We start from the raw sequence: 23087 nt of genomic DNA, 5'->3' as shown, positions 1-23087 counted from the left end.
AAATAAGATGTTGTAAATGTATAAGAAAGGTGGTGCTTAATGAAAGTCGATATTAGAAAAGTAACTCTATTTATCGGAATAACATTTAGTTTAACTTTGACTTTTCATTTTATAATTGCTTTTACAATTAATCCAAATAAATTCTTAGGGTTTGCAATGGTAATACCTTTCCTTGCTGTTGTTATAATACAAAAAGTAATGTACAGGAAAAAAATAATTCCAACACTCGGTTTATCAATCGGACAATTCAAGTGGTATATCATAGCAATAATTATCCCTATATTTATGTCATTTAACTTTAACTGGACAATCGAACAGTTTTTTAAAATGCTATTGATAGGTTTAACTGTCTCAACACTATCAGCATTATTAGAGGAAGTCTCATGGCGTGGTTTTTTATGGAACGAATTGATTCCTGTAAGCAGACTTAAAGCTTACATTGTTACTGCACTCATTTGGTCAATTTGGCACATTCCAGTGGCTGTTTTATATAAGTATTCGGACGATATATTTCTTAACACAATATTATATTGTGGACAATTGTTTCTTCTTTCCTTAATTATTAGTTGGCTTCGAGACAAATCAAATAGTGTAATCCCAGCAAGTTTATTCCATGGTATGCTTAATGTGTTTTATTTTTAAGTTACAAATTCGAAAGACTTTATCTTAAATGTTTAGAGGTATCTTTCATTCCAAACGGATTTTAATAAAATACAAGAGTAAAATAAAGAGGTAGGATGGATAAATTTTAGTAGAGAACTAATTTAATACATTTCAGAAATCAGGCTCTTTCCGGTTTGTTCGCTTGATTAGCCCCCGTTATTCGAAAGTACTTTAATTTTTATGATTTCATAGACATGGCAAGTCGCATCACCATCCGTACAGGAGTTGCGGGGTTTTCCATTTGATTGACATCTCCAATAAAAAACAAATCCTTTTCAGGATAGTAAAATGCTAAGGAACCTGTTGAACCAGAATGACCAATTAACTCACCTTTTCCCATAAAAAGTGTAGCAAGACCATTCAGTGGAATTCTCATATATCCAGCACCGTAATGAATTGGAAGCATAGAAGCCTGCAACCTGTTATTTACTTTTAGTTCATGAAAAATAGTATTATTAAATAACTTTCCTCTAAAGAAAGCCTTGAGAAATACCATTAATTCACGAGCCGTAGAAACACAACCGCCACTCGCGCAACTGCTTTTAAGTAATTTTGGACGGTAGAGTGCAGTGTCCTTATAATAAACATGCGGAACAAAATCATCCTCATTTTGAGGGAGATAAGTATTTTTATGACCAAGAGGGTCGAAGATAAATTGTCTATATACATCTTCCAACGGTGAACGAGTGACGATTTCAATTATTTTACCGAGGATTTCAAAGTTTATATTTGTGTAATGAGCTCTTTTTCCCATTCCCGGTGCAAAGTGTGGCTGGATTTTCTTTGTCTCTATGATGGATTCATTAAAATTAGTTAGCACATCCTCATAAATAGCACGTTTTTTCGACTCATTACTGCCTTCCTCAATGGCATCCCGCAATCCACTTGTTTGAGATAATAAATTCGAGATTGTGAGTTGATCAGAATACTCTCGGCCTTTGTAGACATGAAGGTTACTTATTGTATCTTTTTTTAAGTATTTGGTTATTTCATCGTCCAGTGACAGTTTTCCCTGATCTCTCAAAATAAAAATACAAGTGGTTGTGAACAGCTTTGTAATACTTGCCATAAGGAATGGTGTATCTGCATCCTTATCCCCATACCCAAGACTGTATGAAACATCTCCACTTGAGTTTTCTATGAGAAGAACAGATTCATGTATTTGCCTTTTCTTTGTAACGTTTCCGAAAATTTTTTGGACTTTTTGTTTTGGAATTTCCATATATACCCTCTCCCATGTTAATTATTATAATAACGTTAACTCATATGTAGTATATAGTTAATGATACTGGGACGGATTTCAACTCCAACTAAAGGCTGAATTATTATAAAACTTAATTAGGATAAGTAATTATGGTAACGTTAGTAAGTAAATACAGAAACCTCTCATGAAATTTTTTGGGGAATAGATCCGGATAAGGAATAATAATAGATATTGAAGCTAAGAGCATGACACCAACGATGGTATCATGCTCTATTTTTTTACAATGCATGGACATGCCATTTACACGGAGCCACTCTTTTCGTTTTTCATAGATAGTCCGTACCGAGAATAAGTTTAAATTTTGATTTTAATTCAAGAATTTCATCGGAAAATGCAAAAAACCCTTATATGAGTATTGTATTTTCTTCACTCTAAAGGAGGCTAAAATTAAATTTTTACCATTTCTATCACCCTCAATAAATATGATATAATCAGTTACAAGACCAAAAGGATGGTGATGACAATTAATCTGGATGAATTAGCAGGTATTGTACGTCAAGGGTTTAAAGAAATGCATCAGAGCTTTGCAGAAGTGAATAGTCGAATAGATAAGATAGAAAATAGATTGGATAGCGTGGAGCAACGAATGGATGGTCTAGAACATCGTATGACTGGTCTGGAGCAACGAATGAATGGTATCGAGAAACGAATGGATAAAATGGACGAGAGGCTTTTGAATATAGAAAATGATGTTTCCTTTTTGTCACGAGGGTTTGGAGAACATAGTGTACTTTTAAACAGATTAGTAAATTAATTATGCTGTACAATTGATGCAGGATATCACCTGTTATTTAAAGGGGATTTTTTGTAAAGTCGACCGTCATAATATTGCCAAACTTTCCAACAATAGTACGTACTTTAACTCCTTCACGTTTAGTATAATTGAAGTAGGGAGAAACCTTCCTAATTTGGTGAGGGGGAGTGCTTGATTATGAAAAGAAGTATTCTCGTAGCTTATGATGGTTCTGATCTAAGTAAAGAAGCGCTTCAAGAAGCAAGATTACAGGCTGCAGGAGTACCTGAGACTGAGGTTCATGTTATTTCAGTGGTAACACAAACTGGCCCAAACACAAATGTCGTTATGGCACGTAATATTGAAATGGAAATAGCGGAGAGCCTACGTCCAGAGATGCAGACTATTAAAGAAGAATTCGAAGCGGAAGACATAGTCGTTTACACGGATGTTTTGGTGGATTACTCCCAAAGGAATGCAGGAGATAAGGTTTGCGAATATGCTGACGATCATGAGATTGACCTGATTATTGTTGGCAGTCGTGGTCTTAATGGAGTGAAAAAACTATTGCTTGGAAGTGTAAGCACGAATATTGTCCACCATGCAAATTGTCCAATTTTAATAATTAAATAAACTATTAACGTATCACCAGCTCATTAAATTGTGGGCTGGTTTTTCTTTTACATAAAATTACCTTCTTAGGGAAAAAGTATTATTATTATTTATACTATTTGGAGGTGGATGATATTAATAACGAGAATCAGGACTTGACCTCATCGGAGATTACACAGATGTGGGCAGCATATATGAATGATTGTGCGCTGGAATGCAAGTTACAATATTTTTTGGCAAAGGTTTCTGATGGTGAAATACAACCACTTGTACAACAGGCGTTAGATTTAGCTCAATCCCATATAATTAAGTTGAGGGATATATTCACGAATGACAATTATCCGATACCTTATGGTTTTAAACCATCTGAAGATGTTGACATCAATGCACCGAAATTGTATTCGGATGACTATATCTTACGTTACCTGCATCAAGGTGCACAAATTGCATTAGAGGCATATAGTATTAGCCTGTCAATGGCTGGCAGGGTGGATGTTTTTAATTACTTCTCAGAGTGTGTTTATGAACAAAGCGGATTTCTTAAAACGGTGAATACCGTTCTGCAGTCAAAAGGACTTTACATCAATATGCCATATTTACCAGTACCTGAAAGCTATGATTTCGTGAAAAGCCAAAACTTTTTGACAGGATACTTTGGGGAGAGAAGACCATTGACAGGTCCAGAAATTATTAATCTGTTTGGTAATTATCAACGAAATGCGTTGGGATCGGCTACCATGATTGGATTTAGTCAAGTGGCGAAGAATTCGGATGTACGGAAGTTTTTGATGAGAGGTAAGGAGATTTCTCAGAAACATTGCGAAATTTTTGGATCCATTCTGCATGAGGATGATGTTCCTGCTCCAGCAAAGATGGATGATTCGGTTACGGATTCTACAACATATACATTTTCAGATAAGTTAATGATGTTTTATAGTACCGGTCTTATAGCACTAGGTGTTGGCTTTTATGGAGCTAGTATGTCTATGAGTCCGAGAAGGGATTTAGGTGCTACTTATAATAGGCTATTGAATGAAATACTAAAGTATGCCGAAGACGGAGCAAACATCATGATCAAAAATGAGTGGATGGAAGAACCTCCAAGGGCTCTGGATCGAGACGAATTGGCAAAGAAGAAAAAGTGATTTGTGTGAAACGAATAGCGCGTTTTGAAACAAAAAGGAAACGTTTGTCATCTATTTATTGTCTAATTCTCACCAATTTCTAATTTTCTTCAAAGCCTTTTCTCAAAATTCTTGATTATGATAGTAGTAGTCAAATAGAAGAGGAGAAAAAACATATGAAATCACTATTTATGACTACAGCTGCAGGAGCACTAATATTGTCAGCAGGAAGTATAACCGATGCCAGTGTAATACCAATAGATAAAACAAAAAAATCAAATGCTAATGTGGAAGTTTCCGAAAAAAGTATTCAGGTTGAAGTGCTGCCAGAATTCACTGTATTAGATGAACAGGTAGATTCAGATGATTACCAGGCTCAAGTCATTGAGGATAATAAACAGACGCGAGTAATCATTCTAAAAGATGAAGATGGACACGCGCAATATAAAAGTGTTTATGTGAAAAGTTCGAATGTACTCGAAGTTATTGACCTTGATCAAGGAATGGTTTTCAAAGGTGTCATAGCAGATTGAACTTTGAGATGCCACAAATAAATGTAATGTAAAAAGACCATCGAATTAAAGCTGATTTGATGGTCTTTTTGTATTCTGCTAAGGGAGTTTAGTAAAATGAGACGAATAATTTTTTGACTGTTAGTATACTAAATACTGGTATGCTAAACATGAGAGAAAATACTATAACAAACAATTGTTGACCATTTCAGTTAATATGGATCGTAAAAAGGTGTTATGGAAGTTGTAAGCTGAAAAAATTGAGCTTGAACAGCAACTGTAAGTAATTTGCTTGGAAGGATGGAGAGAGGCGAATCTATAAAAATTTATCAGGAAAAGAGAAAGGTGGTTAATTGAGATACATTTAACCGAAAAGGGTAAATCTATTTTAGATGAAGCATCATTCAGTCTTAAATTGAAATTATCTAAAAGAAAATAATAGTAATGATATAACTATTTATTATATTTTGTGATTAAAACTCAGTATTTTATTTATTAGCATAAATGTATTACATTGCATATACAGGTCATTAAAAATTTATTAAAGGAGTTTGATAAAATAATGGAAATTAAATCAGTAACTTTACATACGGAGAGTATTAAAGAAATGAGAAAGTTCTATGTTGACAGTTTCGGGTTCCCTTTAATTAATGAAGATGAAAACAGCTTTCGAATTGTAATTGGTTCAAATGAATTAGAGTTTACATCAGAAGACGTAAAAGGTAAACCCTATTACCACTTTGCTTTTAATATTCCGTCTAATAAATTTGATGAAGCGAAATCATGGGTCAAAGAAAGAGTTAGTTTAAATGTAGAAGATGGCGAAGATGAAGCAGATTTCTCCCATCTTCCTGCACATGCCCTATACTTTTATGACCCTGCAGGTAATATAGTTGAATTCATTTCAAGGCATTCTATATCTGAAGAAATGGTGGAACCTTTCTCAGCTGATAAGGGCGTGTTAAACATTAGTGAAATAGGGCTGACTGTTGATGATGCAATAGATGCAGGTGAGAGGCTAATTGATATTGGAATTCATGAAAGAGACAATTCACCTCTAACCTCGACAACACTTAATTTTATGGGAGATAGCTCAAAGGGAATATTTATTATACTTACTCAACCAGAAAGAAAATGGATTTTCTCTGATAAATTATCTGCCATATATCCCCTTGAAATTATAACAACTAATAACGATAGAATTGCAATTAACTCTAATAATTTGTTAGAAGTTAACAAGAATGACGACAAAAAATAGTATTATACTTAAACAAATATCCACGAATATTTGAAATAGCACTGAAACAGTCATTACTGCTTGAAGTGGAAGAGAGAGTAATAAGCTTATTGGACCAAATGGGTACAAGACTGGTATTTATTTTTGGGCAGTTGGAGAAGATAATATTTCTTTGAGATATCCAAGGCACATTTGAATAGCTTAAAGTTGTGGAGCATTTCTTAGTAATAAGAAATGCTTTTTTTAGTTAAGATAAGTTAATACGATAATAATGTATTAAAAAATATTAATTTTTTATTGAAATTCAATAAATAATGTATTAAAATCAAATTACTAATAATTTAATGAGGTGCTTTTTATGAAACGAGGATCAACACTCTTTTTAAAGATAGCTGTTTTTCTTATTGGAACTCCAGTTCTTGCTGTGTGTATAGTTGGGTTGTCCAGGTTTGACCCAAATTCCCCATATTGGCAGCTTCCTGAGCTGACTAATTTGCAATATCCAATATTAATCGGAATGTATGCAGCAATGATACCGTTTTTCTTTGCTTTGTATCAGACTTTAAAACTTTTAGGCTATATTGACAAGAACGAGGCTTTCTCGGAATTATCTGTTAAGGCTTTAAAAAATATAAAATACTGCGCAATCATAATCATTGTTCTGTATGTTGCAGAAATGCCATTTTTATATCTTCTTACAAAGGCAGACGACGCACCAGGTATATTAATGGGAATGGTCATTATCTTTGCTTCAATGGTGATTGCAGTTTTTGCTGCTGTGCTCCAAAGACTTTTGCAAACAGCTATTAATCTAAAATCAGAAAATGATTTAACGGTCTGAGGTGAATACCATGGGAATAATAATTAATATTGATGTGATGCTGGCTAAAAGGAAAATGAGCGTAACAGAACTTTCGGAGAGGGTTGGAATAACAATGGCTAACCTTTCTATTTTGAAAAATGGAAAGGCAAAAGCAATCAGGCTTTCAACTTTAGAGGCAATTTGTAAGGCTTTAGAATGTCAGCCTGGAGACATTTTAGAATACAAAAGTGACGACGACATTCAAGGATAACAGTCTAATAAGATAGCAATTCTGAAGAAATCAAAACATTATTATTATGCTATTATAAAAAAAGAATAATTAATAAATTAAGGAGTTGACTGTTGATGACATTACGAGCTATTCCTCATTTGATGTTCGATGGAAATGCAAAGGAAGCGATCCAATTTTATGAAAAAGTATTGGATGCAAAAGTCCTTTCTATCCAAACATATGGAGAGATTCCAGAGTTTCCCGGAATGTCATTCCCAGAAAAAATCTTGGACCTTGTGGCACATGCAAGGTTAAAAGTTGGTGAAACAGATATTGCTATTTACGATTCTCCGGGGTTTTCTCGTCAAATAGGAAATCAAGCAGCTATCTATGTGACAACGAATGATGTGGAAAAAACCAAACAAATTTTTGAAGCATTGCAACAGGACGGAAAAGTCATCGGTCCTTTGGAGGAAACCTCCTTCACCCCTGCCCAGGGTTATTTAACGGACAAGTTTGGAGTAACATTCACAATTGTAACTGATGCTCAAAACTAAATAGAAATGGAGTGTAGCATTAAGTTCTATACTCCATTATCAATCAAAGAAAAGGCGCAATTCTTGCACTAGGGATTGCGCCTGATTAACTGCTTCTTATTATTATCTTAACCTAGTAAGTCATTGTAGTTTTGTTGGTTTAGTACGTACTTATCTTATGGATTGTCTGAATACATTATTTCCGAAACTTATTAACGTTAGTGATCGTATTACTCATAAAGGAGGGGGATATATGAAGAAACGGACGTACAAATTTTTTGTAACCGCTTTATATGTTTTACTACTTTTAATATTAGTTAGCTGTACCGAAAAAACAGAAACGAAAACTCATGATGAAAATATACAGACAATTGAAGCTGTATTACAGAACAACCTTACAGGTCCGGATGATGAGTTGAAACAAATATTAAAAGGCGAGGGGAAACTTGAGGCTTTAGGACAATATGAAGAAAACCTGTATAAAGATTATTTTGCAGATGAAACATCCTACCAAGAATACATTTCCAGCTACGGTTCAGTATTATGGATTGAACCGATAAGAAATGACTACAAACTAGAGGTGGAAAACATCGAATACGAAAAATCAGATTCTAAAGAAATAATTTATAATTTCTCCATAGAATTACAGTACCGAAAAGAAGATAGTGAATCATCAGAAGTTGAAACGGTGAACGGGCAAGCTAACTTAAATGAAGAACATAAAATAGAAGATATGTTAATTCGTATTGAAGAACCTTGGAGTACATTTGGCAGTTAAAATAATATAACATTAATGGGTGCAATGTGATGATGGCGGCCACGTTCTTTATTATGACTTGACGGTCTTATTGCATTGGTAAGTCCGATCCGTTTTTAAAGAAAATTCTGTTTACTTGAAACTTTCATTCTTGTGACTTCGTAAGAAATAAGAGAAGGAGGGGGTATGTGTGAAGAAGGTTGGTTTTTCATTATTGTCTTCAATAGTTATCGGCTTAATTATATGGGCTGCTAGTGTAATCATTTCTTTTTCATATAGTGAGTGGAGTTTTTTAATTGGTCTGGCGATATCTATTGTAATTTACTTCTTTAACAGTAGTGGGGGAGCGTTATCAAAAGCAGCAACTTTTGAAGCAAGTGAATCAAGCTGGAAAATTCAAAAAAACGATGAAATGAAAATAGACGTGGGTGCCGTGTTTTATGGGTCTCTTTTATATACTATTTTTAGTTTAGTCTTGATGATTATTAAGTATTTTTAGCAGTTAGGATAGCAAAATTTACTTGCATGAAAGTCCATTTAACGAATGCCAAGTATACTAAAAATTAATTATAAGGTAGTAGCCTTAAGGAGGAGAACACTATTGAAGCAAGCTTTACTGGTAATCGATGCACAACAGGATTTGATGGAAGGCAGTAGTGTGGAACGGGAAGTTTCTGAGAAGGAAAAAGTCGTAAGTAACATTAATACTGTTATTGAAAAGGCCATAGAAGAAGGTATTTCCGTTGTGTTCATTAGAGATTTAGATGTTTCGAATGGAGAAGGTCCTGGATTTCAAATACATAACAATATTAGAGTGCCATCCACTGCTGTCGTATTTGATAAAGCTGCTACAAATTCATTTCATGGTACTCCATTACTCAAACATTTAAATGAAAACAACGTAGAGCATCTTGTAATAATGGGATGTAAGACGGAACATTGTATTGATACGGCTGTCAGGACAGCGACGGTCAATCATTTTGACGTTACTTTAGTTGGAGATGGACATTCTACTTCTGACTCCGATAACTTAACTGCACAACAAATAATCCTTCATCACAATGAAACGCTTCATGGTCATGATAATGTAGACAATTTCTCAATTGTTAGAAATACAGAAGAGGATTTATTTAACCCTACTCACGATAAATATCGGTAACTAAACAAAGGGGGGATTACGTTGTTAAAATATCTGGGTATTGGTGTAATCTTTACTATTATTGCCCTGTTGATCGGCACTTTCACTGGTGACTGGAACTTATTTTTTAAGATTATAGCTGCAGCGGCAGTTATTCCCTTAGTATTATCAGGTTTGTTAACAGGTGCTTTTGTTGATGGTGACAGAAACAGAGCTAATTATCATACGGAGACCAAAAAAGACAGACAGGACAAAAACAAATGGGTTACAAGATTACTAATAATTGGTGTCCCCAACTTTAGCTTATTAATCATTTTAATTATACTAAATATATAGTCGCCCACTGCCATCTGGGCCAATTATTTTTTACAAGGAAACAGCACGTTGAGGGTACATATGGAGGGGTACAATGGTTAAATCTGTGAAGGGGCAATTTATCATATCAATATTAGTTGCCATATAATGAGTTTACTAGCGAAGGGAATTTATGTTTAATAGGAGACTCTTTTACTTCGCTATGATTCTATCGTTTTTTAATGCAGGGTTATGGACACAAAAGTATATCAAAAAACGGAAAAATAAATATTAATCCATGCCATGAAAGAGGAACATACAGGTGTTTAGCATGAAAGTGTAGGCAAAGGAGAGAGTTCTATGAGTAATTTCCGTATTGTTTCGCCTGTTTGTTCGAAGTGCGAATCAAAAGATACATATGACATTGGCCAGGAATACAAGCAGATGGAACCTGCACCATTTCGACCGATCACTATTGGTAATGCTAAATATCATTGCAAGGATTGCGATCATGAATGGAAGAAGTACAGAGGACGAAAAATTTATGAGCGGATTCGGTTTATTGATATACAAAGTGGTGGATATATGGATTATGGTTCTGTTCAGAGGGTGAGGATTGACCTGAAGGGTAGGCGTGTTCGTAGTGCGCTTGTGTTTGGAGAATTTAACGAATCTGATCAGATAGCCACTATGAGTGAGGAAAGTATTGAATGGCTTCTAGCTGAATTATATAAATGTGATTTTGTTAACTGGGCGGAGGAGTACAACCATGATGGTGTTATGGACGGTTCATATTGGCGGTTAGATATAGAATATGATACACATTGTGAAATTAAAATTGGCAGTAACCATTATCCAAAGAAGTGGACAAAGTTTTGTAAAGCTGTTTCAAAGGTTAGTGGGGAGGAGTTTTATTAAGATAGGCGCAATTCCTGTAATAAAGAATCACGCCTACTGTTAATTTTTATCCAACAACATGTGGGTCCTTTACTTGTTGCGACGCAGCCTGTAATGCATAATCCAGATCTGAAATTAAATCATCCACATGTTCGAGTCCGACTGAAAATCGGAATAATCCATCGGTAATCCCTCGTTTATCTCTTTCTTGCTTTGGCATTGCAGCATGAGACATAGTAGCTGGATACGAAAGAATAGTTTCTACTGCTCCAAGACTTACAGCGAATACTGGCAGGCGAATTTGTTCAACAAATGTTTTCGCTTTAACTGAATCTTTTATTTCGAACGAAAGGACTGCCCCTGAACCTTTTGATTGGCTGTTATGGAGGTCATGTCCTGGATGGTTAGGTAATCCAGGATAAAATACGTTCTTAATTAATGGATGATTAGTTAAATAGGCAGCTATTTTCAGTGCTGATTCAGATGATTGCTTAAGACGGGAACCTAACGTTTTGATGCCTTGAATTAACTGATAGGAATCCTGTGCGCCAAGTATGGAGCCGAAGGAATTTTGAATAAAGGCCAACCTTTCCCCAAGCTCTTCTGTGTTTGTAACAGCCAGACCTGCAATAATGTCACTATGGCCAGACAAAAACTTAGTCGCACTATGGAGCACAATATCCACACCAAGGTTAATTGGCTTCTGGTAAAGTGGGCTCATGAAAGTATTGTCGAGAAAAGTTAGGCAGTCATTCGCTTTGGCAATTTTAACAATTCCATTAATGTCAGTAATGTTTAGACATGGGTTTGACGGTGTTTCGATATAGATGACTTTTGTATTGGGTTTAATTGCATCGTTAACCTCAGTTAGGTCTGTCATATCTACAAAGGTGTGATCAATTTTAAATTTAGTAAGTACTTCAGTTACAAATCGGTAAGTACCTCCGTACACATCCGTTGATACTAGAACATGGTCACCAGCTGAAAGCAGCATAAAGGATGACGAGATGGCAGACATTCCAGAAGCAAATGCTAAGCCACGGGCACCTTCCTCTAATTGGGCTATCTTTTCTTCCAGCGCTTGCCTTGTCGGATTTCCCGAACGGCTATAATCAAATGGCCCAAACGCATCAAAGGATTCCTGGTGATAGGTTGATGACAGATAAATCGGCACATTTACGGCACCTGTTCCCTGTTCAACGTCCAAATTTGATGGAGCATGAATTAGTTCTGTTTCCAATTGATCCTTCTTATTACTCATTCCTTGTCTTCCCCCTTTTTCAATGATGAAAATACGTTCTTCAAATCTGTAATTAGATCTTCAGCTTGTTCAATGCCAATAGAAAACCGTAATAACCGGTTATCGATTCCTCGGAGTGCTCGTTCTTCTTCCGGTATCTCTGCGTGGGTCTGTGTTGCAGGATACGTAATAAAACTTTCAACCCCGCCAAGGCTTTCTGCAAAAGTAATCAATTTAAGGCGTTCTAAAAAGGGCTCAACCCAATCTGCCTTCTGAAGGCGGAACGAAAGCATTCCACCTTTCCCCGGATACAGTACGTCAGTAACTCCTTGTTCATTTGCTAAGTATTCCGCTATTTTCCGTGTGTTTTCATCGTGCTGCTTCATCCTTAGTGCAAGTGTCTTGAGGCCTCTAATAATCAGCCATGAATCAAAAGGGGACAAAACAGCACCTGAAGCATTATGGATAGTAGCCAATTTGTCGCAGATTGCCTCTCCTTTCGCAACGACTAAGCCTGCGAGAACATCATTGTGTCCGCCAATAAATTTAGTTGCACTATGAACTACGATATCAGCGCCAAGTTCAAGCGGCTGCTGGAAATAAGGAGTCAGGAATGTGTTGTCAACTATGAGTAACAGGTCATGTCTATCAGCAAGTGCTGCATATTCCTTAATATCTATTTCCTGCATTAACGGGTTTGTTGGGGTTTCAATGAATAATGCTCTCGTTTTTGGTGTGATTAATTTCTCAGTCACGGCAACATCTTTAAACTCCGAATAGGTTGTCTTTATATCATAGACATCATCGTAATGCTGAAGTAAACGGTATGTACCACCATAAATGTCTTCTGGAACAATGATTTCATCACCTGAACGGAAAAGGGAAAGAACTAACTGGATGGCTGCCATTCCGGAACTGCAGGCATAGCCGCTATCACCGATTTCCAGCTTTGCAATTCCTTCTTCCAAGATAGCTCGCGTTGGATTTTTTGTACGTGTGTAGTCGTATCCAGTAGATTTGCCAATCCCTTCATGCTGGAATGCTGTTGATAAATAGATAGGCGGATTGACTGCACCTGTCGTTTTATCACTATTATTGCCTAGTTGTGCTAAGTTGGTTTGGATACTTTTATCTGACATATTAATCATCCTTTTCATGAAAAAAATTAGAGACCCTCTAGATAAGAAGAAGGTCCCTAATAGCGCAAACAATCTTCTCATCTTCAGGTAACTTGTTACCTTTTGGATTTAGCACCGGACCAGTTATGGCGGGTTGCTGAGACATCACAGGGCCAATCCCTCCGTCTCTCTTGATAAGAAATATATGTAATTGTTAAATACTTGATTTTTCTTACTTTAATACAAATGATTGGATAATGCAATAGATAATTGCAATTTATTTGGTTTATTCAGCCATTTCCGTTTTTCTGTTAGAAAAATATCATGGGAATTATTTTCGAAAATAGAGAAGGAATTTTTATAGAGAATATTGAATACTTTACCATGGAGGTGTAGAAACAATGACTGACCAATATGCTGTAGAAATTGATGCAGTGATTGAGTACATTCGTGAAAATATCCAAGAGCCCCTGCCCCTTTCTCATCTAGCTAAGTATGTAGCTTATAGCCCGTATCATTTTTCCCGTATATTTAAGCAAAAAACTGGCCTTCCGCCACATTATTATGTTTCTTCCCTCCGTTTGCAAAAAGCAAAAGACTTATTGTTACATACGAATTTAAGTGTTCGTGATATAGGAATGGAGATTGGACAACAAAGCTTAGGAACCTTTACAACTAGATTTACTGAACGTATAGGCGTAACACCGGCTGAATTTCGGAATTCAGCGGTTCATGCAGACTATCGATTACGCAGGTTAAAGGGGCTAAATGATTGGACTGATAGTTTACTATTAACTTCAAATACACATGCAAAGGTCGAGGGGACCGTTCATGCGGATGCTTCTTTTGAAGGGGTTATTCTTATCGGCTTATTTGCAAAACCGATTCCAGAAGGCCTTCCTTTATATGGGACGCTACTTTCTTCATTGGGTACTTTTTGTTTTACAGGTGTCAAACCTGGCAAGTATTACTTGATGGCTACATCTGTATCCTGGGAAATGCAGGCAAGGGATATACTGCTCCCGTACTCAACATTACGCGCCAGGTTGAAGGCCCCGATAATTATTAAGAGAAACACAATTGTTCCGCATCAACATGTGACACTTCGTGAACCACAACTTGATGATCCTCCGATCCTAGTGTCGATCCCTCTCTTAATGAATAATTTTCTAAATCGAGTATTAAAGAATTAGCAATCTCATAATCCAATATTTACAGGATATGTTGTTCTTGCATTTCACAAGGATGTTCTTTAATAAAAATTTTAATTATAAGGAGGAGCAACGTGAAAAAACAAATACTATTCATTCATAGTGCTGGACCACAAGGTGAACACGAAGGAAGCTCTGATTTTATAGTGTATTTGCAAGATAAACTAAATGCTGAATATAATTTGATAATTCCTGAAATGCCTAACCCGGAAAACCCGGAATATACAGCATGGAAGGAGCAGCTTAACAAAGAGTTTGCGGCATTAGAAGGTGAAGTTATTTTGATTGGGCATTCTTTGGGTGGATCGGTATTATTAAAATATCTATCTGAAGAAGATTGCCAAGTTAAGATATCCAGTTTACACAGTGTCGCAGCACCATACTGGGGTAAAAATGATTTTTGGGAGAGTGAAGAATTTACGCTTTCCGAAAATTTTGTTGCAATGCTTCCCCCTATACCACAAGTATTTTTCTATCACAGTCGCGATGATGAAGTAGTTTCATTTGATCATTTTAAGGATTATACAAAAAAACTTTTAACTGCAACTCCACGAGCAATTGAAAGCAGGGGACATTTATTTTATAATGGATTGCCTGAACTTGTGAATGATATTAAAGGTCTGTAGATTGATAAGTTAATGATAAATATGGATGGGAGATGGGAGAAACTCTGAGGGGTTCTCCCTCTTATATTTCATTTCTTTTCTTTAATTTTTAGGGCAGGAATTTAGGCTTGGTTACTATTTAAACGTTGGGGCAAATTCTATTTAGATGTAATAATTAAAGGGTTTTTTATGTTAAAGTAATCAATAGTGACTAATATACTTTAGCAGCGTAGTTTACATACACTTTATCTGAACAGTGGGTATGTACTAGGTGATGACTATTTATGGATAAAAGGAGTAGATTTTTATGGAAAAATATAAACCAGCTGGGTTCTGGATCAGATTCCTGGCAAACATAATTGATGGAATTTTGATATATATAATAGGAGCAATTATAGCTATTTTAATTAATGAAGAACGTTTTTTCAGTTCACCAGGTAACGAAGCAAATACTTGGTATTCATCGCCATCCGAAGACATATCAAATCTAATTTATGTCGTTGTTTTTATAATTGTTTTCACTGCAAGCAAGTATAAAGGATCACCAGGGAAATTAGCATGCAGGATCCAAGTGCTTAATGTAGAGATGACCCAAATTAGCATGCTGAAATCAATTGGAAGATTTTTTGCGTATTTTCTCTCAGCACTTCCACTTGGTATTGGCTTTCTGATGGCAGGATGGAATGAAGAAAAGAAAGGATTGCATGATATCATTTGCAGTACGAGAGTTGTTTATCGAATTTAACGCCAGCGTAATGCAATTCGCAGCTTACAGCAATCCATGTCAGCAACTTGTGATTTGAATTCCAGTCGTAAGCCATCAGGATTATAATTAATATCAACGTCTGATGTAATGCCTGTAGAGAGAATTAATTGCTCAACCTTTGCGGTATCTGAAACTTGAGCAGCTTTCATTAGTTCTGCATCATATTCTTGTGATTCTGCAAGTTTATTAAGAACAATGCTCGCGTCATCCATTAGTTTTTTCGTTTCATTTGCTGATTGATTTAACAGGTTGGCGTCAACAGGCGGATATTGCTGGCGACCTGGCCAATATGTGGCATTGGGATAATATGGTACATAATAATAACCTGGATAATTGACGTAATACATAAAAAAACCCTCCTTGTAAAATACATCCATTTAATTATATGCAGAAGAACTTGTTTGCGGGAATGAGCGGTGATTTATGGAAAGGATGCTGATTAAATGATCAAAGCACTCTTATTTGATCTTGACGATACCTTGCTTTGGGACAAAAAAAGTGTAAAAGAGGCTTTTAAAGCCACTTGTGAACTCGCAAAGCAAAAATATGATATTGATCCTGTTAAGCTAGAAGAGAAAGTTCGTGAAAATGCACGGGAGTTGTATGCATCCTATGATACATATGATTTTACAAAGATGATTGGAATAAATCCGTTTGAAGGACTATGGGGTGATTTTCGGGATGAGGGGGAGTCTTTTCACAAATTGAAAGAAATTGTTCCAGAATATCGTAAAGAAGCCTGGACGAGAGGACTGCATGATTTAGGAGTTGATGATCCGGATTTCGGTTATCAGCTGGCAGAAACTTTTCCTGCGATGCGAAAGAAAAATGCATTTGTATATGAGGATAGTTTTGAGGTGCTTGATCAGTTAAAAGGGGAGTACCAACTGCTGATGCTAACGAACGGATCCCCCGAATTACAACAGACTAAGCTTGATATCACACCAAAACTCATGACCTATTTTGAGCACATTGTTGTTTCTGGGGCTTTTGGAAAAGGAAAACCAGACCCAGCAATTTTTGAACATGCACTTGAGCTTCTTGCTGTGCAGAAGGATGAGGTATTAATGGTTGGGGATAATTTAAGTACAGATATACTTGGAGCTAAGCGTGCTGGAATAGATTCCGTCTGGATTAACCGTCATGACAAAGAATGTATTGAAGTGAAGCCAACATATGAGATTGGAGCATTGAAAGAGCTATTGCCGTTGCTGGAACGGTAAATCATGGATAATGAAGTACACTGGAGGATTAAGCGGTTATCTTTAGGTATCAATGGCATATACCTTTGGCTTTAGGATGTGATTATGCAATGTGTTGGTGGTGGGATTGCACTAGCTTAATATGGCGTAATAGCTACATTTCAAACCTTCACATCGTTCGGTAGAGTTTATGCAGCGTACGGTGGCGTTTTTATTGTCCTATCCGTTTTATGGGGATGAGGCATTGATAAGAAAACGCCTTATTTATATGATTTAGTTGGTGTTGCAGTGATGTTATTTGGACCTCGCCAGTAAAGGAAAATACTTCAAGACAATTTACTTGACCGTGTACCCCTAAGTACGCGGTTTATTATTACTCTAGGAGTTATGAATAATATTGAAATTATCTTATATATATGGTAAAGCCCAGATGAAAAATCTAAGTCAACCCTTCAGGAAGTGAGCAAATGAAAAAAGAAAAGCAAATTAAAAAATACGATAAACAGGTAAAAATGTATGAAAATAAACGCGCTAATCCAAAGTTTGCCGGATTGAGAAATAAAATAATAAAAAACGCATACGGAAAGGTCTTAGAAGTTGGAATTGGAGCTGGAGCGAACTTTTCTTATTATGATCGGAATAACGTTGAGATAACAGGAATTGATTTTAGTTCAGAGATGATTATGAGTGCCAAAAGAGCAGCATCAATTTCTCAGGTGAAAGCAAAATTTATACAAGAAGATATTGATGAGTTAATTTTAGAACCCAACTCTTTTGATAGCATCGTATCAACGCTTTCACTTTGCAGTTATCCTGACCCAATTGCAACATTAAGTAAATTCAACAGTTGGTGCCGTAAGGGTGGGATTATATTGTTAATGGAACATGGTCTGAGCTCTAATCCATTACTTTCCTTCACCCAAAAAATGATCGACCCACTACATACTAAAATATCTGGATGTCATTGTAACAGAAATATCGATAAAATAATTGGAAAATCTAGTCTTCAGGTTGATCAAATCGAACGTTATTGGTCAGATATCATTTATTTAATTCGGGCAAAACCTACAAAGTAACAGTTCGAATTAGCTAATGGCAGTTTAATAAGGAAAATAATTTTGCATATAACGTTCAGATCTAACGCGTTCATTTCAGAGGTGCAAACATTAAAAACACAATATAACACACGGGATTTCGCAAGCGAAATCTCGTGTGTATTTTTATTGCTATATCAAAATTCGAAAGAGTTTTTAATGTCTATTAACAGAATAGTTCACAAGAGAAAAATGAGATTTATGGTGTGAATTTAAATGTAAATTGTAATTTTCAGTTATATAAGGGAATATGGGTATTTATGTTAAAATAAATACAGAAATTGTGAAGAATTACACTTAAACTAACGCAGCAGAATAGTTTAAGAAACACGAGCAATGTTATAGGACTATTACAAAAAAGAGGAACTAATTTATGGATTTGAATTTTTTGTTTGAAGAAAAGGTTATAGAAGTTCAAGAGTTAAGTCCAGGATATGAAGACCACGCTAGCGACGTATGGTTGGTTAAAACAGAAAAAAAAGAGGTAGTTGTACGTACTTCTCGAATGACTGAAGAACCTAATAATGATTTTTGGTGGGGATGCAAAAACATATTTGGTATTGACCAAAGACGAGTTTTTGAATTGGAAAACATAAATAATACACTAAATAATATAACTTCTATGCCAGTACCTAGAGTATTAAATAAAGGGAAAAGTTTTTCAAGGGAATTTGTGGTTGTAGAAAAGTTAACAGGTGAGGTTGTCCAATCATTTGTTGAGCAACCATCTTCTGTTGTGCAAAGTTTAGGAGAGGGATTAGCAAAAATACATAAGTATAGAAAAAATTATGTTGGGTCCCCATCTGGAATGTTTAAAATTGGATTGGAAGAATTCAATCAACATTTAAAGGATACAATGACTGAATTAGTTTCTAGATATTACAAAGAAGAAAAGGATATTAAGGATAAGCTAATTGAGATTAAGAACTTATTAGAAGATATTCCAAGTCCTGAATATTCTACATTTGTGCTAGTTGATATAGACCCTACACAGTTTTTATCTGATGGTAAAGTAATATCTGGACTGGTCGATACAGAAGCATATGTTATCGCTCCTAGAGAATTTGATTTTATTGGTCTTGAATATGTTTTAGATGAGAAATCAGCTATCAATTTTAAAATTGGTTATGAAAAAGTATTAGAATTACCAGATTTATCAAAGGTTAGAACACCTTATCGGTACTTGTATCGATTATTATCTGTTCAGGGTGATGAGGATTTAAAAGAATGGTTAAACCACAAGGAGCTATTTTAGTCGTTCTTTTCAACTATTGGGTGCTTTCCTTTAATAAGGAATTGCATTCTTGTTCAATTATAGAAGCAGGATTGTTGAAGAAGAGAGTAGAATTTATTAGAAGCAAATATTTTAAGGAGGCAAGTGATGAAGATAATTATTTATGTATATAATGGAATGACTATGCTTGATGCTATTGGTCCATATGAAGTTTTAAGGAATATGACTGATGCTGAAGTTTTATTTGTTGCAGAAGAAACAGGTGAAATAACGGCTGATTCTGGATTCATTGACATTAATGTTAAGAATAGTATTGATGATATTAATTATGCAGATATTTTAGTCATACCAGGATCTCCCATAGGGTTTATGAAAGAAATGAAAAAAGAGAACATATTAAACTGGATTAGAGAAGTAGATAAAGGTACAAAATGGACTACATCTGTATGCACAGGGTCTATTTTACTGGCTTCAACTGGATTGCTGTCAGGATTAAAAGCAACATCACATTGGAAACCAATAAAATTATTAAGTAATTTTGGTGCTATTCCTTTAAGGGAAAGAATAGTAGAACAAGGTAAATATATAACTGCAGCAGGAGTATCTGCTGGTATTGATATGGCTTTGTATCTATCAAATAAAATTGTCGGAGAAGATGAAACTAAAGCTATTCAACTCACAATAGAATATGACCCGCAACCTATTTTTGATTCTGGCAATTATTCTAACGCTGAGGAAAAAGTCTTAAAATGTGCAGAGAAGAAATTAACTAGAGATGCGAAAAAAGGACTTGGATTACTTGGGATGCTCAAGAACTCTAGAAACATCCTCAAAATGATTTAATAGCCAAATAAACAAAATACTATTCAACAAACTGGGTGCAAGAGTTTAATAAGGGATTGTCGATTACGGCGATCCTGTTTTTATTTGAAGAATTATTGGAATTTTATGTTAAAATAAACTGTGATAGTGGCGAAAAAATAACCTGGTGTCCTTGAAAATTACGACTTGCTCTTATTACATAAACGAGGACTAATGGTTAAAATGATCTTTTTAAATCTGGAAATCTACCTCAACGGGTACAATTGCATCCAGGTAAGTCCACGTCATTCAGCTTTATAATATGTGAAAAAGGAGGTTGATTTTATGGAATATAACAATGCCATTACAGTAACAGCCACTATCTTGGTGTGGCTCGTAATAATTATAATAATCTATACGAAATATAAAAAGCTGCAGGAGAAGCCAAAACTATGGAAGATAATTCTTATTGTACTAATTGGAATGTTTTCTTTCTCTATTAATACGAATTTCCTGGACACAGTTGTACGAATACCTATTTTGCCGTTGGGTGTTTGGATATTAATTTTTGCTTTTCGAGATAAGAAAGAGAAATGGGAAGTCTATCGTACGTTTGCATGGTTAGGTTTTTTTTTCCTTTTTATTTTTATCTTGAGTAAGTTAATAATAATCCCTGTTAATCAGGCAATCTATCCTAAAGAAGAACTTTCAACGTATATTGCAAACTTAGATAACGCATCTCTCATTCAAACACATCCATCAGTAGAGGAACGTTCACTGAATAAAGATCATTTAGCAGACGAGATAGCTAGGATGAGACATGAAACAATACATAGTGAACAGTGGTATCAAAAAGTGACTAGCAACGTCGAAACTGAAAATATAGAAGAGCGGTTCCCCTATCAGTTAACTGGTTCATTGCCAAAGCGGGGGAGTGGAGTTGATGCTATCATTTATGTTGAGAAAGATGGTAAGGGTTTGCTCATTACTGCAGCAAAGGGTCAATACTATTTCCGTTCTGACGACTCACTGCTAGAGGAGGGGGGCAATGACTAAAAAGAGAGTGTCACTCATAGCGATATGTGTAATTATTTTATTGTCTCTATTTTTACTCTATTGGTTTTATTTTCAGGAGCCACAAGCTTTTCCAGCAGATGAGCAATTAGTAGATCAAATAAATGAAATTTTTCCTAAAGCAGATGCAGAAACCATACAGGAAAACATCCAACTTGATCAAGAACATGTATTTGTTCCTTTTCTATCAAGTGAAAACAATTACGGTGCAAGCTATTGGGTATGGGAAAGAAACAAATGGAAACCGTCTTATATAGATACAACTGGAGAACCAACTGTTTGGAAGATCGATAAAGAGGACCCATCTTCTTTTCACCTTGTATGGAACCTTCATCCAGATGACCAGATCAGCTACGCGGATTTTTATTTAATCCGGGACCGGGGCTATCATATTTCAAATGGAGAACATACTTATGTTCCGCGGATTCAATTGGAAGATAGTGTTGCTTTAGAGGAGGAATCATATGGTGTGCTGCAGCTCCCTGAGGATTGGCGTTCATTTATGACTCAAACAAATAAACTAGCATTAGCCCAAAATCCTCATGTTAATTTTACAAGTCTTCTGCCGGATGTACACGCATATATAGGATGGACCCCATTTAATGAAGACAATGAAATAACGTATCCTGATAACTCTGTAAATGGACATGGATATATTAACGGGGATATCAACACGGATTTCGTGCGGATTATAGAGGAGGCAGAATTGGAAAAATAAAATATTTTCTATGCTTGTGTATTAGTTACTTTTCTTCTTAAAAGGGCTTCTAATGAGCCATATCACGAAAACAATAGCTTGGAATGCTCAATGCCAGTAGTGCAATGGGGGTTTCTGAAATTTTAAGTGTAGTGAAAAGTAAAGATTAAATAATATGTGAACTATTGTAATTAAAGTAAAGGGTGCTTTCCTTGAATAAGGAAATGCACTCCTTGTTCAATTATAGAAGCAGGTTAGCTTAAAAAACATATATAATTATGGATTTGCAAGAAGTCGGTATTAGTGGATTATATTTCTTTAATTACAAAAAGTAGGGTGATAAGTCAATGATAGGAATAAGTATAGCGACGAAGTGGGAATATGAAGCGACATTGGAATACTTTAGCATAAAAGATAACGAACGTTTCGGTTATCCTTATGGCGAGTATTTCATGAGAACAATTAATGATACTGAGCTTGTTTTTTATAGTACCGGTGTAAGAAAAGTAAATGGTGTTGGTGGTAATCAGTATATGATTTCTAATTTAGATTTAACTAAAGTAATCGTTGCTGGAACATGTGCAGGAATAGATGATAAGTTCAGTAATTTGGATATTTTTGTACCCGATAAAGCCGTTCAATATGATTGCACAGTAAAAGAAATTGAGCCTTTTATTAAACAATCCTTCATAGTCGATATTGATTTATCAAAATATGGAAATGATTTTTATACCGGAACAATTGGCACCGCTGATAAAGCAGTAGTTATGCGGAAGGACTATTTAGAACTTAAAGAAAACAAAATAATAATAGCCGATACAGAAGCGAGTGCAATTGCTTATATATGTAAGAAGAATGATGTTGAGTGCATTATTATAAAAGGAATATCTGATTTTCCAATAGAAGAAAGTAACTCTGATAAATTCGAATCGAACATTGAACAAATTAATATTTATTTAGAAAACACCCCCAAAGTTATGAACAAAATATTTGACGAATATTTAAAGAGATTTATTTAAATAAATTTGAAGTTAATAGAAAGATTGTGATTGGTGATGAAACTTTTCCTCTAATGGAGTCTCCTTTGTTCTACTTTCAATAGCAAGATTGTGAAAAAATGCACTTATACGAACGGGTGCGATTGTTTAATAAGAGATGACTTATTGCACTAACTAGCAGGATAGTTTAAGAAGAAAAAGTTAGGGTGGTTTTATGCTGAAAGGTAAAAGATTAACACTCCGACC

At 35.3% G+C, this 23087-nt stretch carries 28 protein-coding genes, 1 pseudogene and 1 riboswitch; of the genes and pseudogenes, 25 read left to right on the top strand and 4 right to left on the bottom strand.

Going from position 1 to position 23087, the window contains the following annotated elements; translation table 11 throughout:
- The first annotated feature begins 39 nt into the window (after window positions 1-39).
- Complete coding sequence (locus tag BMY13_RS19025; RefSeq protein WP_092506519.1) at window positions 40-642, top strand: CPBP family intramembrane glutamic endopeptidase; 603 nt, start codon at window positions 40-42, stop codon at window positions 640-642.
- 199 nt (window positions 643-841) lie between these two features.
- Here BMY13_RS19025 and BMY13_RS19020 read toward each other — a convergent pair whose 3' ends face one another.
- On the bottom strand, window positions 842-1885 hold the full coding sequence (locus BMY13_RS19020; RefSeq protein ID WP_092506517.1) for a serine hydrolase domain-containing protein: 1044 nt from the start codon (window positions 1883-1885) through the stop codon (window positions 842-844).
- Between the two features lie 499 nt (window positions 1886-2384).
- Between BMY13_RS19020 and BMY13_RS19015 the strand changes: the two genes are divergently transcribed.
- From BMY13_RS19015 to BMY13_RS18955, 13 genes are all read left to right on the top strand, one after another.
- Window positions 2385-2681 (top strand): hypothetical protein, encoded by a 297-nt coding sequence (locus BMY13_RS19015; RefSeq protein WP_092506515.1) that lies wholly within the window; start codon window positions 2385-2387, stop codon window positions 2679-2681.
- Window positions 2682-2858: 177 nt separating this feature from the next.
- Complete coding sequence (locus tag BMY13_RS19010) at window positions 2859-3293, top strand: universal stress protein (protein ID WP_092506513.1); 435 nt, start codon at window positions 2859-2861, stop codon at window positions 3291-3293.
- Window positions 3294-3397: 104 nt separating this feature from the next.
- A complete protein-coding gene (locus tag BMY13_RS19005) occupies window positions 3398-4417 on the top strand; it encodes a DUF3231 family protein (RefSeq protein WP_342729455.1) in 1020 nt (339 codons plus the stop codon).
- A 155-nt stretch (window positions 4418-4572) separates the two neighbouring features.
- Window positions 4573-4929 carry a hypothetical protein gene (locus tag BMY13_RS19000; RefSeq protein WP_092493450.1) on the top strand — a complete coding sequence of 119 codons (357 nt, stop codon included), beginning with the start codon at window positions 4573-4575 and terminating at the stop codon, window positions 4927-4929.
- Between the two features lie 541 nt (window positions 4930-5470).
- Complete coding sequence (locus BMY13_RS18995) at window positions 5471-6166, top strand: VOC family protein (RefSeq protein ID WP_092493451.1); 696 nt, start codon at window positions 5471-5473, stop codon at window positions 6164-6166.
- Between the two features lie 337 nt (window positions 6167-6503).
- A complete protein-coding gene (locus tag BMY13_RS18990; protein ID WP_092506511.1) occupies window positions 6504-6986 on the top strand; it encodes a DUF2975 domain-containing protein in 483 nt (160 codons plus the stop codon).
- 10 nt (window positions 6987-6996) lie between these two features.
- Window positions 6997-7218, top strand: coding sequence for a helix-turn-helix domain-containing protein (locus tag BMY13_RS18985; RefSeq protein ID WP_092493453.1), 222 nt, complete (start codon window positions 6997-6999; stop codon window positions 7216-7218).
- Between the two features lie 95 nt (window positions 7219-7313).
- The gene (locus BMY13_RS18980) at window positions 7314-7736 is read left to right on the top strand and encodes a VOC family protein (RefSeq protein ID WP_092506509.1); all 423 of its coding nucleotides are present in this window, start codon (window positions 7314-7316) and stop codon (window positions 7734-7736) included.
- Between the two features lie 232 nt (window positions 7737-7968).
- Window positions 7969-8493 carry a hypothetical protein gene (locus BMY13_RS18975; protein ID WP_092506507.1) on the top strand — a complete coding sequence of 175 codons (525 nt, stop codon included), beginning with the start codon at window positions 7969-7971 and terminating at the stop codon, window positions 8491-8493.
- 169 nt (window positions 8494-8662) lie between these two features.
- Window positions 8663-8971, top strand: a complete 309-nt coding sequence (locus BMY13_RS18970) for a hypothetical protein (protein WP_092506505.1) — start codon at window positions 8663-8665, stop codon at window positions 8969-8971.
- Between the two features lie 102 nt (window positions 8972-9073).
- Window positions 9074-9631, top strand: coding sequence for an isochorismatase family protein (locus BMY13_RS18965; protein ID WP_092506503.1), 558 nt, complete (start codon window positions 9074-9076; stop codon window positions 9629-9631).
- Window positions 9632-9652: 21 nt separating this feature from the next.
- A complete protein-coding gene (locus BMY13_RS18960; protein WP_092493458.1) occupies window positions 9653-9946 on the top strand; it encodes a DUF5316 domain-containing protein in 294 nt (97 codons plus the stop codon).
- Window positions 9947-10264: 318 nt separating this feature from the next.
- Window positions 10265-10822, top strand: a complete 558-nt coding sequence (locus tag BMY13_RS18955) for a hypothetical protein (protein ID WP_092493459.1) — start codon at window positions 10265-10267, stop codon at window positions 10820-10822.
- A 46-nt stretch (window positions 10823-10868) separates the two neighbouring features.
- Here BMY13_RS18955 and BMY13_RS18950 read toward each other — a convergent pair whose 3' ends face one another.
- Together BMY13_RS18950 and BMY13_RS18945 are read right to left on the bottom strand one after the other, a co-directional pair.
- Complete coding sequence (locus BMY13_RS18950; protein ID WP_092506501.1) at window positions 10869-12062, bottom strand: aminotransferase class I/II-fold pyridoxal phosphate-dependent enzyme; 1194 nt, start codon at window positions 12060-12062, stop codon at window positions 10869-10871.
- Window positions 12059-13180, bottom strand: a complete 1122-nt coding sequence (locus BMY13_RS18945) for a methionine biosynthesis PLP-dependent protein (RefSeq protein ID WP_092506499.1) — start codon at window positions 13178-13180, stop codon at window positions 12059-12061. The genes BMY13_RS18950 and BMY13_RS18945 overlap by 4 nt, the downstream gene beginning before the upstream one ends.
- A gap of 74 nt (window positions 13181-13254) precedes the next feature.
- Window positions 13255-13360: riboswitch (SAM riboswitch) on the bottom strand.
- 200 nt (window positions 13361-13560) lie between these two features.
- Between BMY13_RS18945 and BMY13_RS18940 the strand changes: the two genes are divergently transcribed.
- From BMY13_RS18940 to BMY13_RS18930, 3 genes are all read left to right on the top strand, one after another.
- A complete protein-coding gene (locus BMY13_RS18940) occupies window positions 13561-14352 on the top strand; it encodes a helix-turn-helix domain-containing protein (RefSeq protein ID WP_092493462.1) in 792 nt (263 codons plus the stop codon).
- Between the two features lie 92 nt (window positions 14353-14444).
- Complete coding sequence (locus BMY13_RS18935; protein ID WP_092506497.1) at window positions 14445-14996, top strand: alpha/beta fold hydrolase; 552 nt, start codon at window positions 14445-14447, stop codon at window positions 14994-14996.
- Between the two features lie 286 nt (window positions 14997-15282).
- On the top strand, window positions 15283-15720 hold the full coding sequence (locus BMY13_RS18930; protein ID WP_092506495.1) for an RDD family protein: 438 nt from the start codon (window positions 15283-15285) through the stop codon (window positions 15718-15720).
- On the opposite strand, the gene BMY13_RS18925 is transcribed toward BMY13_RS18930, so the two are convergent.
- On the bottom strand, window positions 15717-16088 hold the full coding sequence (locus BMY13_RS18925) for a YuzC family spore coat inner layer protein (RefSeq protein WP_092493465.1): 372 nt from the start codon (window positions 16086-16088) through the stop codon (window positions 15717-15719). The genes BMY13_RS18930 and BMY13_RS18925 overlap by 4 nt on opposite strands.
- 96 nt (window positions 16089-16184) lie before the next feature.
- Here BMY13_RS18925 and BMY13_RS18920 point away from each other — a divergent pair, with 96 nt between their 5' ends.
- The 8 genes and pseudogenes from BMY13_RS18920 (at window position 16185) to BMY13_RS18880 (ending at window position 22862) form a co-directional block, all read left to right on the top strand.
- Window positions 16185-16964, top strand: a complete 780-nt coding sequence (locus BMY13_RS18920; RefSeq protein ID WP_092506493.1) for an HAD family hydrolase — start codon at window positions 16185-16187, stop codon at window positions 16962-16964.
- 120 nt (window positions 16965-17084) lie between these two features.
- Window positions 17085-17258: pseudogene (locus tag BMY13_RS19835) on the top strand (YnfA family protein); the annotation flags it as partial.
- Between the two features lie 152 nt (window positions 17259-17410).
- The gene (locus BMY13_RS18910; RefSeq protein WP_092506491.1) at window positions 17411-18019 is read left to right on the top strand and encodes a class I SAM-dependent methyltransferase; all 609 of its coding nucleotides are present in this window, start codon (window positions 17411-17413) and stop codon (window positions 18017-18019) included.
- A 391-nt stretch (window positions 18020-18410) separates the two neighbouring features.
- A complete protein-coding gene (locus BMY13_RS18905) occupies window positions 18411-19292 on the top strand; it encodes a phosphotransferase (RefSeq protein WP_092506488.1) in 882 nt (293 codons plus the stop codon).
- A 126-nt stretch (window positions 19293-19418) separates the two neighbouring features.
- A complete protein-coding gene (locus BMY13_RS18895; protein ID WP_092506484.1) occupies window positions 19419-20114 on the top strand; it encodes a DJ-1/PfpI family protein in 696 nt (231 codons plus the stop codon).
- Between the two features lie 303 nt (window positions 20115-20417).
- On the top strand, window positions 20418-21128 hold the full coding sequence (locus BMY13_RS18890; protein ID WP_092506482.1) for a hypothetical protein: 711 nt from the start codon (window positions 20418-20420) through the stop codon (window positions 21126-21128).
- Entirely contained in the window at window positions 21121-21864 is a 744-nt protein-coding gene (locus tag BMY13_RS18885; protein WP_092506480.1) for a hypothetical protein, read from the top strand. Before BMY13_RS18890 ends, BMY13_RS18885 begins: the two co-directional genes overlap by 8 nt.
- Window positions 21865-22190: 326 nt before the next feature.
- A complete protein-coding gene (locus BMY13_RS18880) occupies window positions 22191-22862 on the top strand; it encodes a 5'-methylthioadenosine/S-adenosylhomocysteine nucleosidase family protein (protein ID WP_092506478.1) in 672 nt (223 codons plus the stop codon).
- Window positions 22863-23087: the final 225 nt, after the last annotated feature.

Origin of the sequence: Virgibacillus subterraneus (assembly GCF_900110695.1) — a bacterium.
GTDB lineage: Bacteria > Bacillota > Bacilli > Bacillales > Amphibacillaceae > Lentibacillus > Lentibacillus subterraneus.
The sequence above is the reverse complement of the archived record's forward strand: the minus strand, read 5'-3'. Positions and strand labels throughout refer to the sequence as shown.

Bases quoted from the DNA above. Each gene is read 5' to 3' on its own strand.
- BMY13_RS19010 (WP_092506513.1), top strand. From the start codon at position 2,859: ATGAAAAGAAGTATTCTCGTAGCTTATGATGGTTCTGATCTAAGTAAA.
- BMY13_RS18950 (WP_092506501.1), bottom strand. From the start codon at position 12,062: ATGAGTAATAAGAAGGATCAATTGGAAACAGAACTAATTCATGCTCCA.
- BMY13_RS18910 (WP_092506491.1), top strand. From the start codon at position 17,411: ATGAAAAAAGAAAAGCAAATTAAAAAATACGATAAACAGGTAAAAATG.
- BMY13_RS18940 (WP_092493462.1), top strand. From the start codon at position 13,561: ATGACTGACCAATATGCTGTAGAAATTGATGCAGTGATTGAGTACATT.
- BMY13_RS18955 (WP_092493459.1), top strand. From the start codon at position 10,265: ATGAGTAATTTCCGTATTGTTTCGCCTGTTTGTTCGAAGTGCGAATCA.
- BMY13_RS18890 (WP_092506482.1), top strand. From the start codon at position 20,418: ATGGAATATAACAATGCCATTACAGTAACAGCCACTATCTTGGTGTGG.
- BMY13_RS18905 (WP_092506488.1), top strand. From the start codon at position 18,411: ATGGATTTGAATTTTTTGTTTGAAGAAAAGGTTATAGAAGTTCAAGAG.
- BMY13_RS18895 (WP_092506484.1), top strand. From the start codon at position 19,419: ATGAAGATAATTATTTATGTATATAATGGAATGACTATGCTTGATGCT.
- BMY13_RS19015 (WP_092506515.1), top strand. From the start codon at position 2,385: ATGACAATTAATCTGGATGAATTAGCAGGTATTGTACGTCAAGGGTTT.
- BMY13_RS18880 (WP_092506478.1), top strand. From the start codon at position 22,191: ATGATAGGAATAAGTATAGCGACGAAGTGGGAATATGAAGCGACATTG.
- BMY13_RS18980 (WP_092506509.1), top strand. From the start codon at position 7,314: ATGACATTACGAGCTATTCCTCATTTGATGTTCGATGGAAATGCAAAG.
- BMY13_RS18930 (WP_092506495.1), top strand. From the start codon at position 15,283: ATGGAAAAATATAAACCAGCTGGGTTCTGGATCAGATTCCTGGCAAAC.
- BMY13_RS18985 (WP_092493453.1), top strand. From the start codon at position 6,997: ATGGGAATAATAATTAATATTGATGTGATGCTGGCTAAAAGGAAAATG.
- BMY13_RS18925 (WP_092493465.1), bottom strand. From the start codon at position 16,088: ATGTATTACGTCAATTATCCAGGTTATTATTATGTACCATATTATCCC.
- BMY13_RS19025 (WP_092506519.1), top strand. From the start codon at position 40: ATGAAAGTCGATATTAGAAAAGTAACTCTATTTATCGGAATAACATTT.
- BMY13_RS18885 (WP_092506480.1), top strand. From the start codon at position 21,121: ATGACTAAAAAGAGAGTGTCACTCATAGCGATATGTGTAATTATTTTA.
- BMY13_RS18920 (WP_092506493.1), top strand. From the start codon at position 16,185: ATGATCAAAGCACTCTTATTTGATCTTGACGATACCTTGCTTTGGGAC.
- BMY13_RS18995 (WP_092493451.1), top strand. From the start codon at position 5,471: ATGGAAATTAAATCAGTAACTTTACATACGGAGAGTATTAAAGAAATG.
- BMY13_RS18990 (WP_092506511.1), top strand. From the start codon at position 6,504: ATGAAACGAGGATCAACACTCTTTTTAAAGATAGCTGTTTTTCTTATT.
- BMY13_RS19000 (WP_092493450.1), top strand. From the start codon at position 4,573: ATGAAATCACTATTTATGACTACAGCTGCAGGAGCACTAATATTGTCA.
- BMY13_RS18945 (WP_092506499.1), bottom strand. From the start codon at position 13,180: ATGTCAGATAAAAGTATCCAAACCAACTTAGCACAACTAGGCAATAAT.
- BMY13_RS19020 (WP_092506517.1), bottom strand. From the start codon at position 1,885: ATGGAAATTCCAAAACAAAAAGTCCAAAAAATTTTCGGAAACGTTACA.
- BMY13_RS18975 (WP_092506507.1), top strand. From the start codon at position 7,969: ATGAAGAAACGGACGTACAAATTTTTTGTAACCGCTTTATATGTTTTA.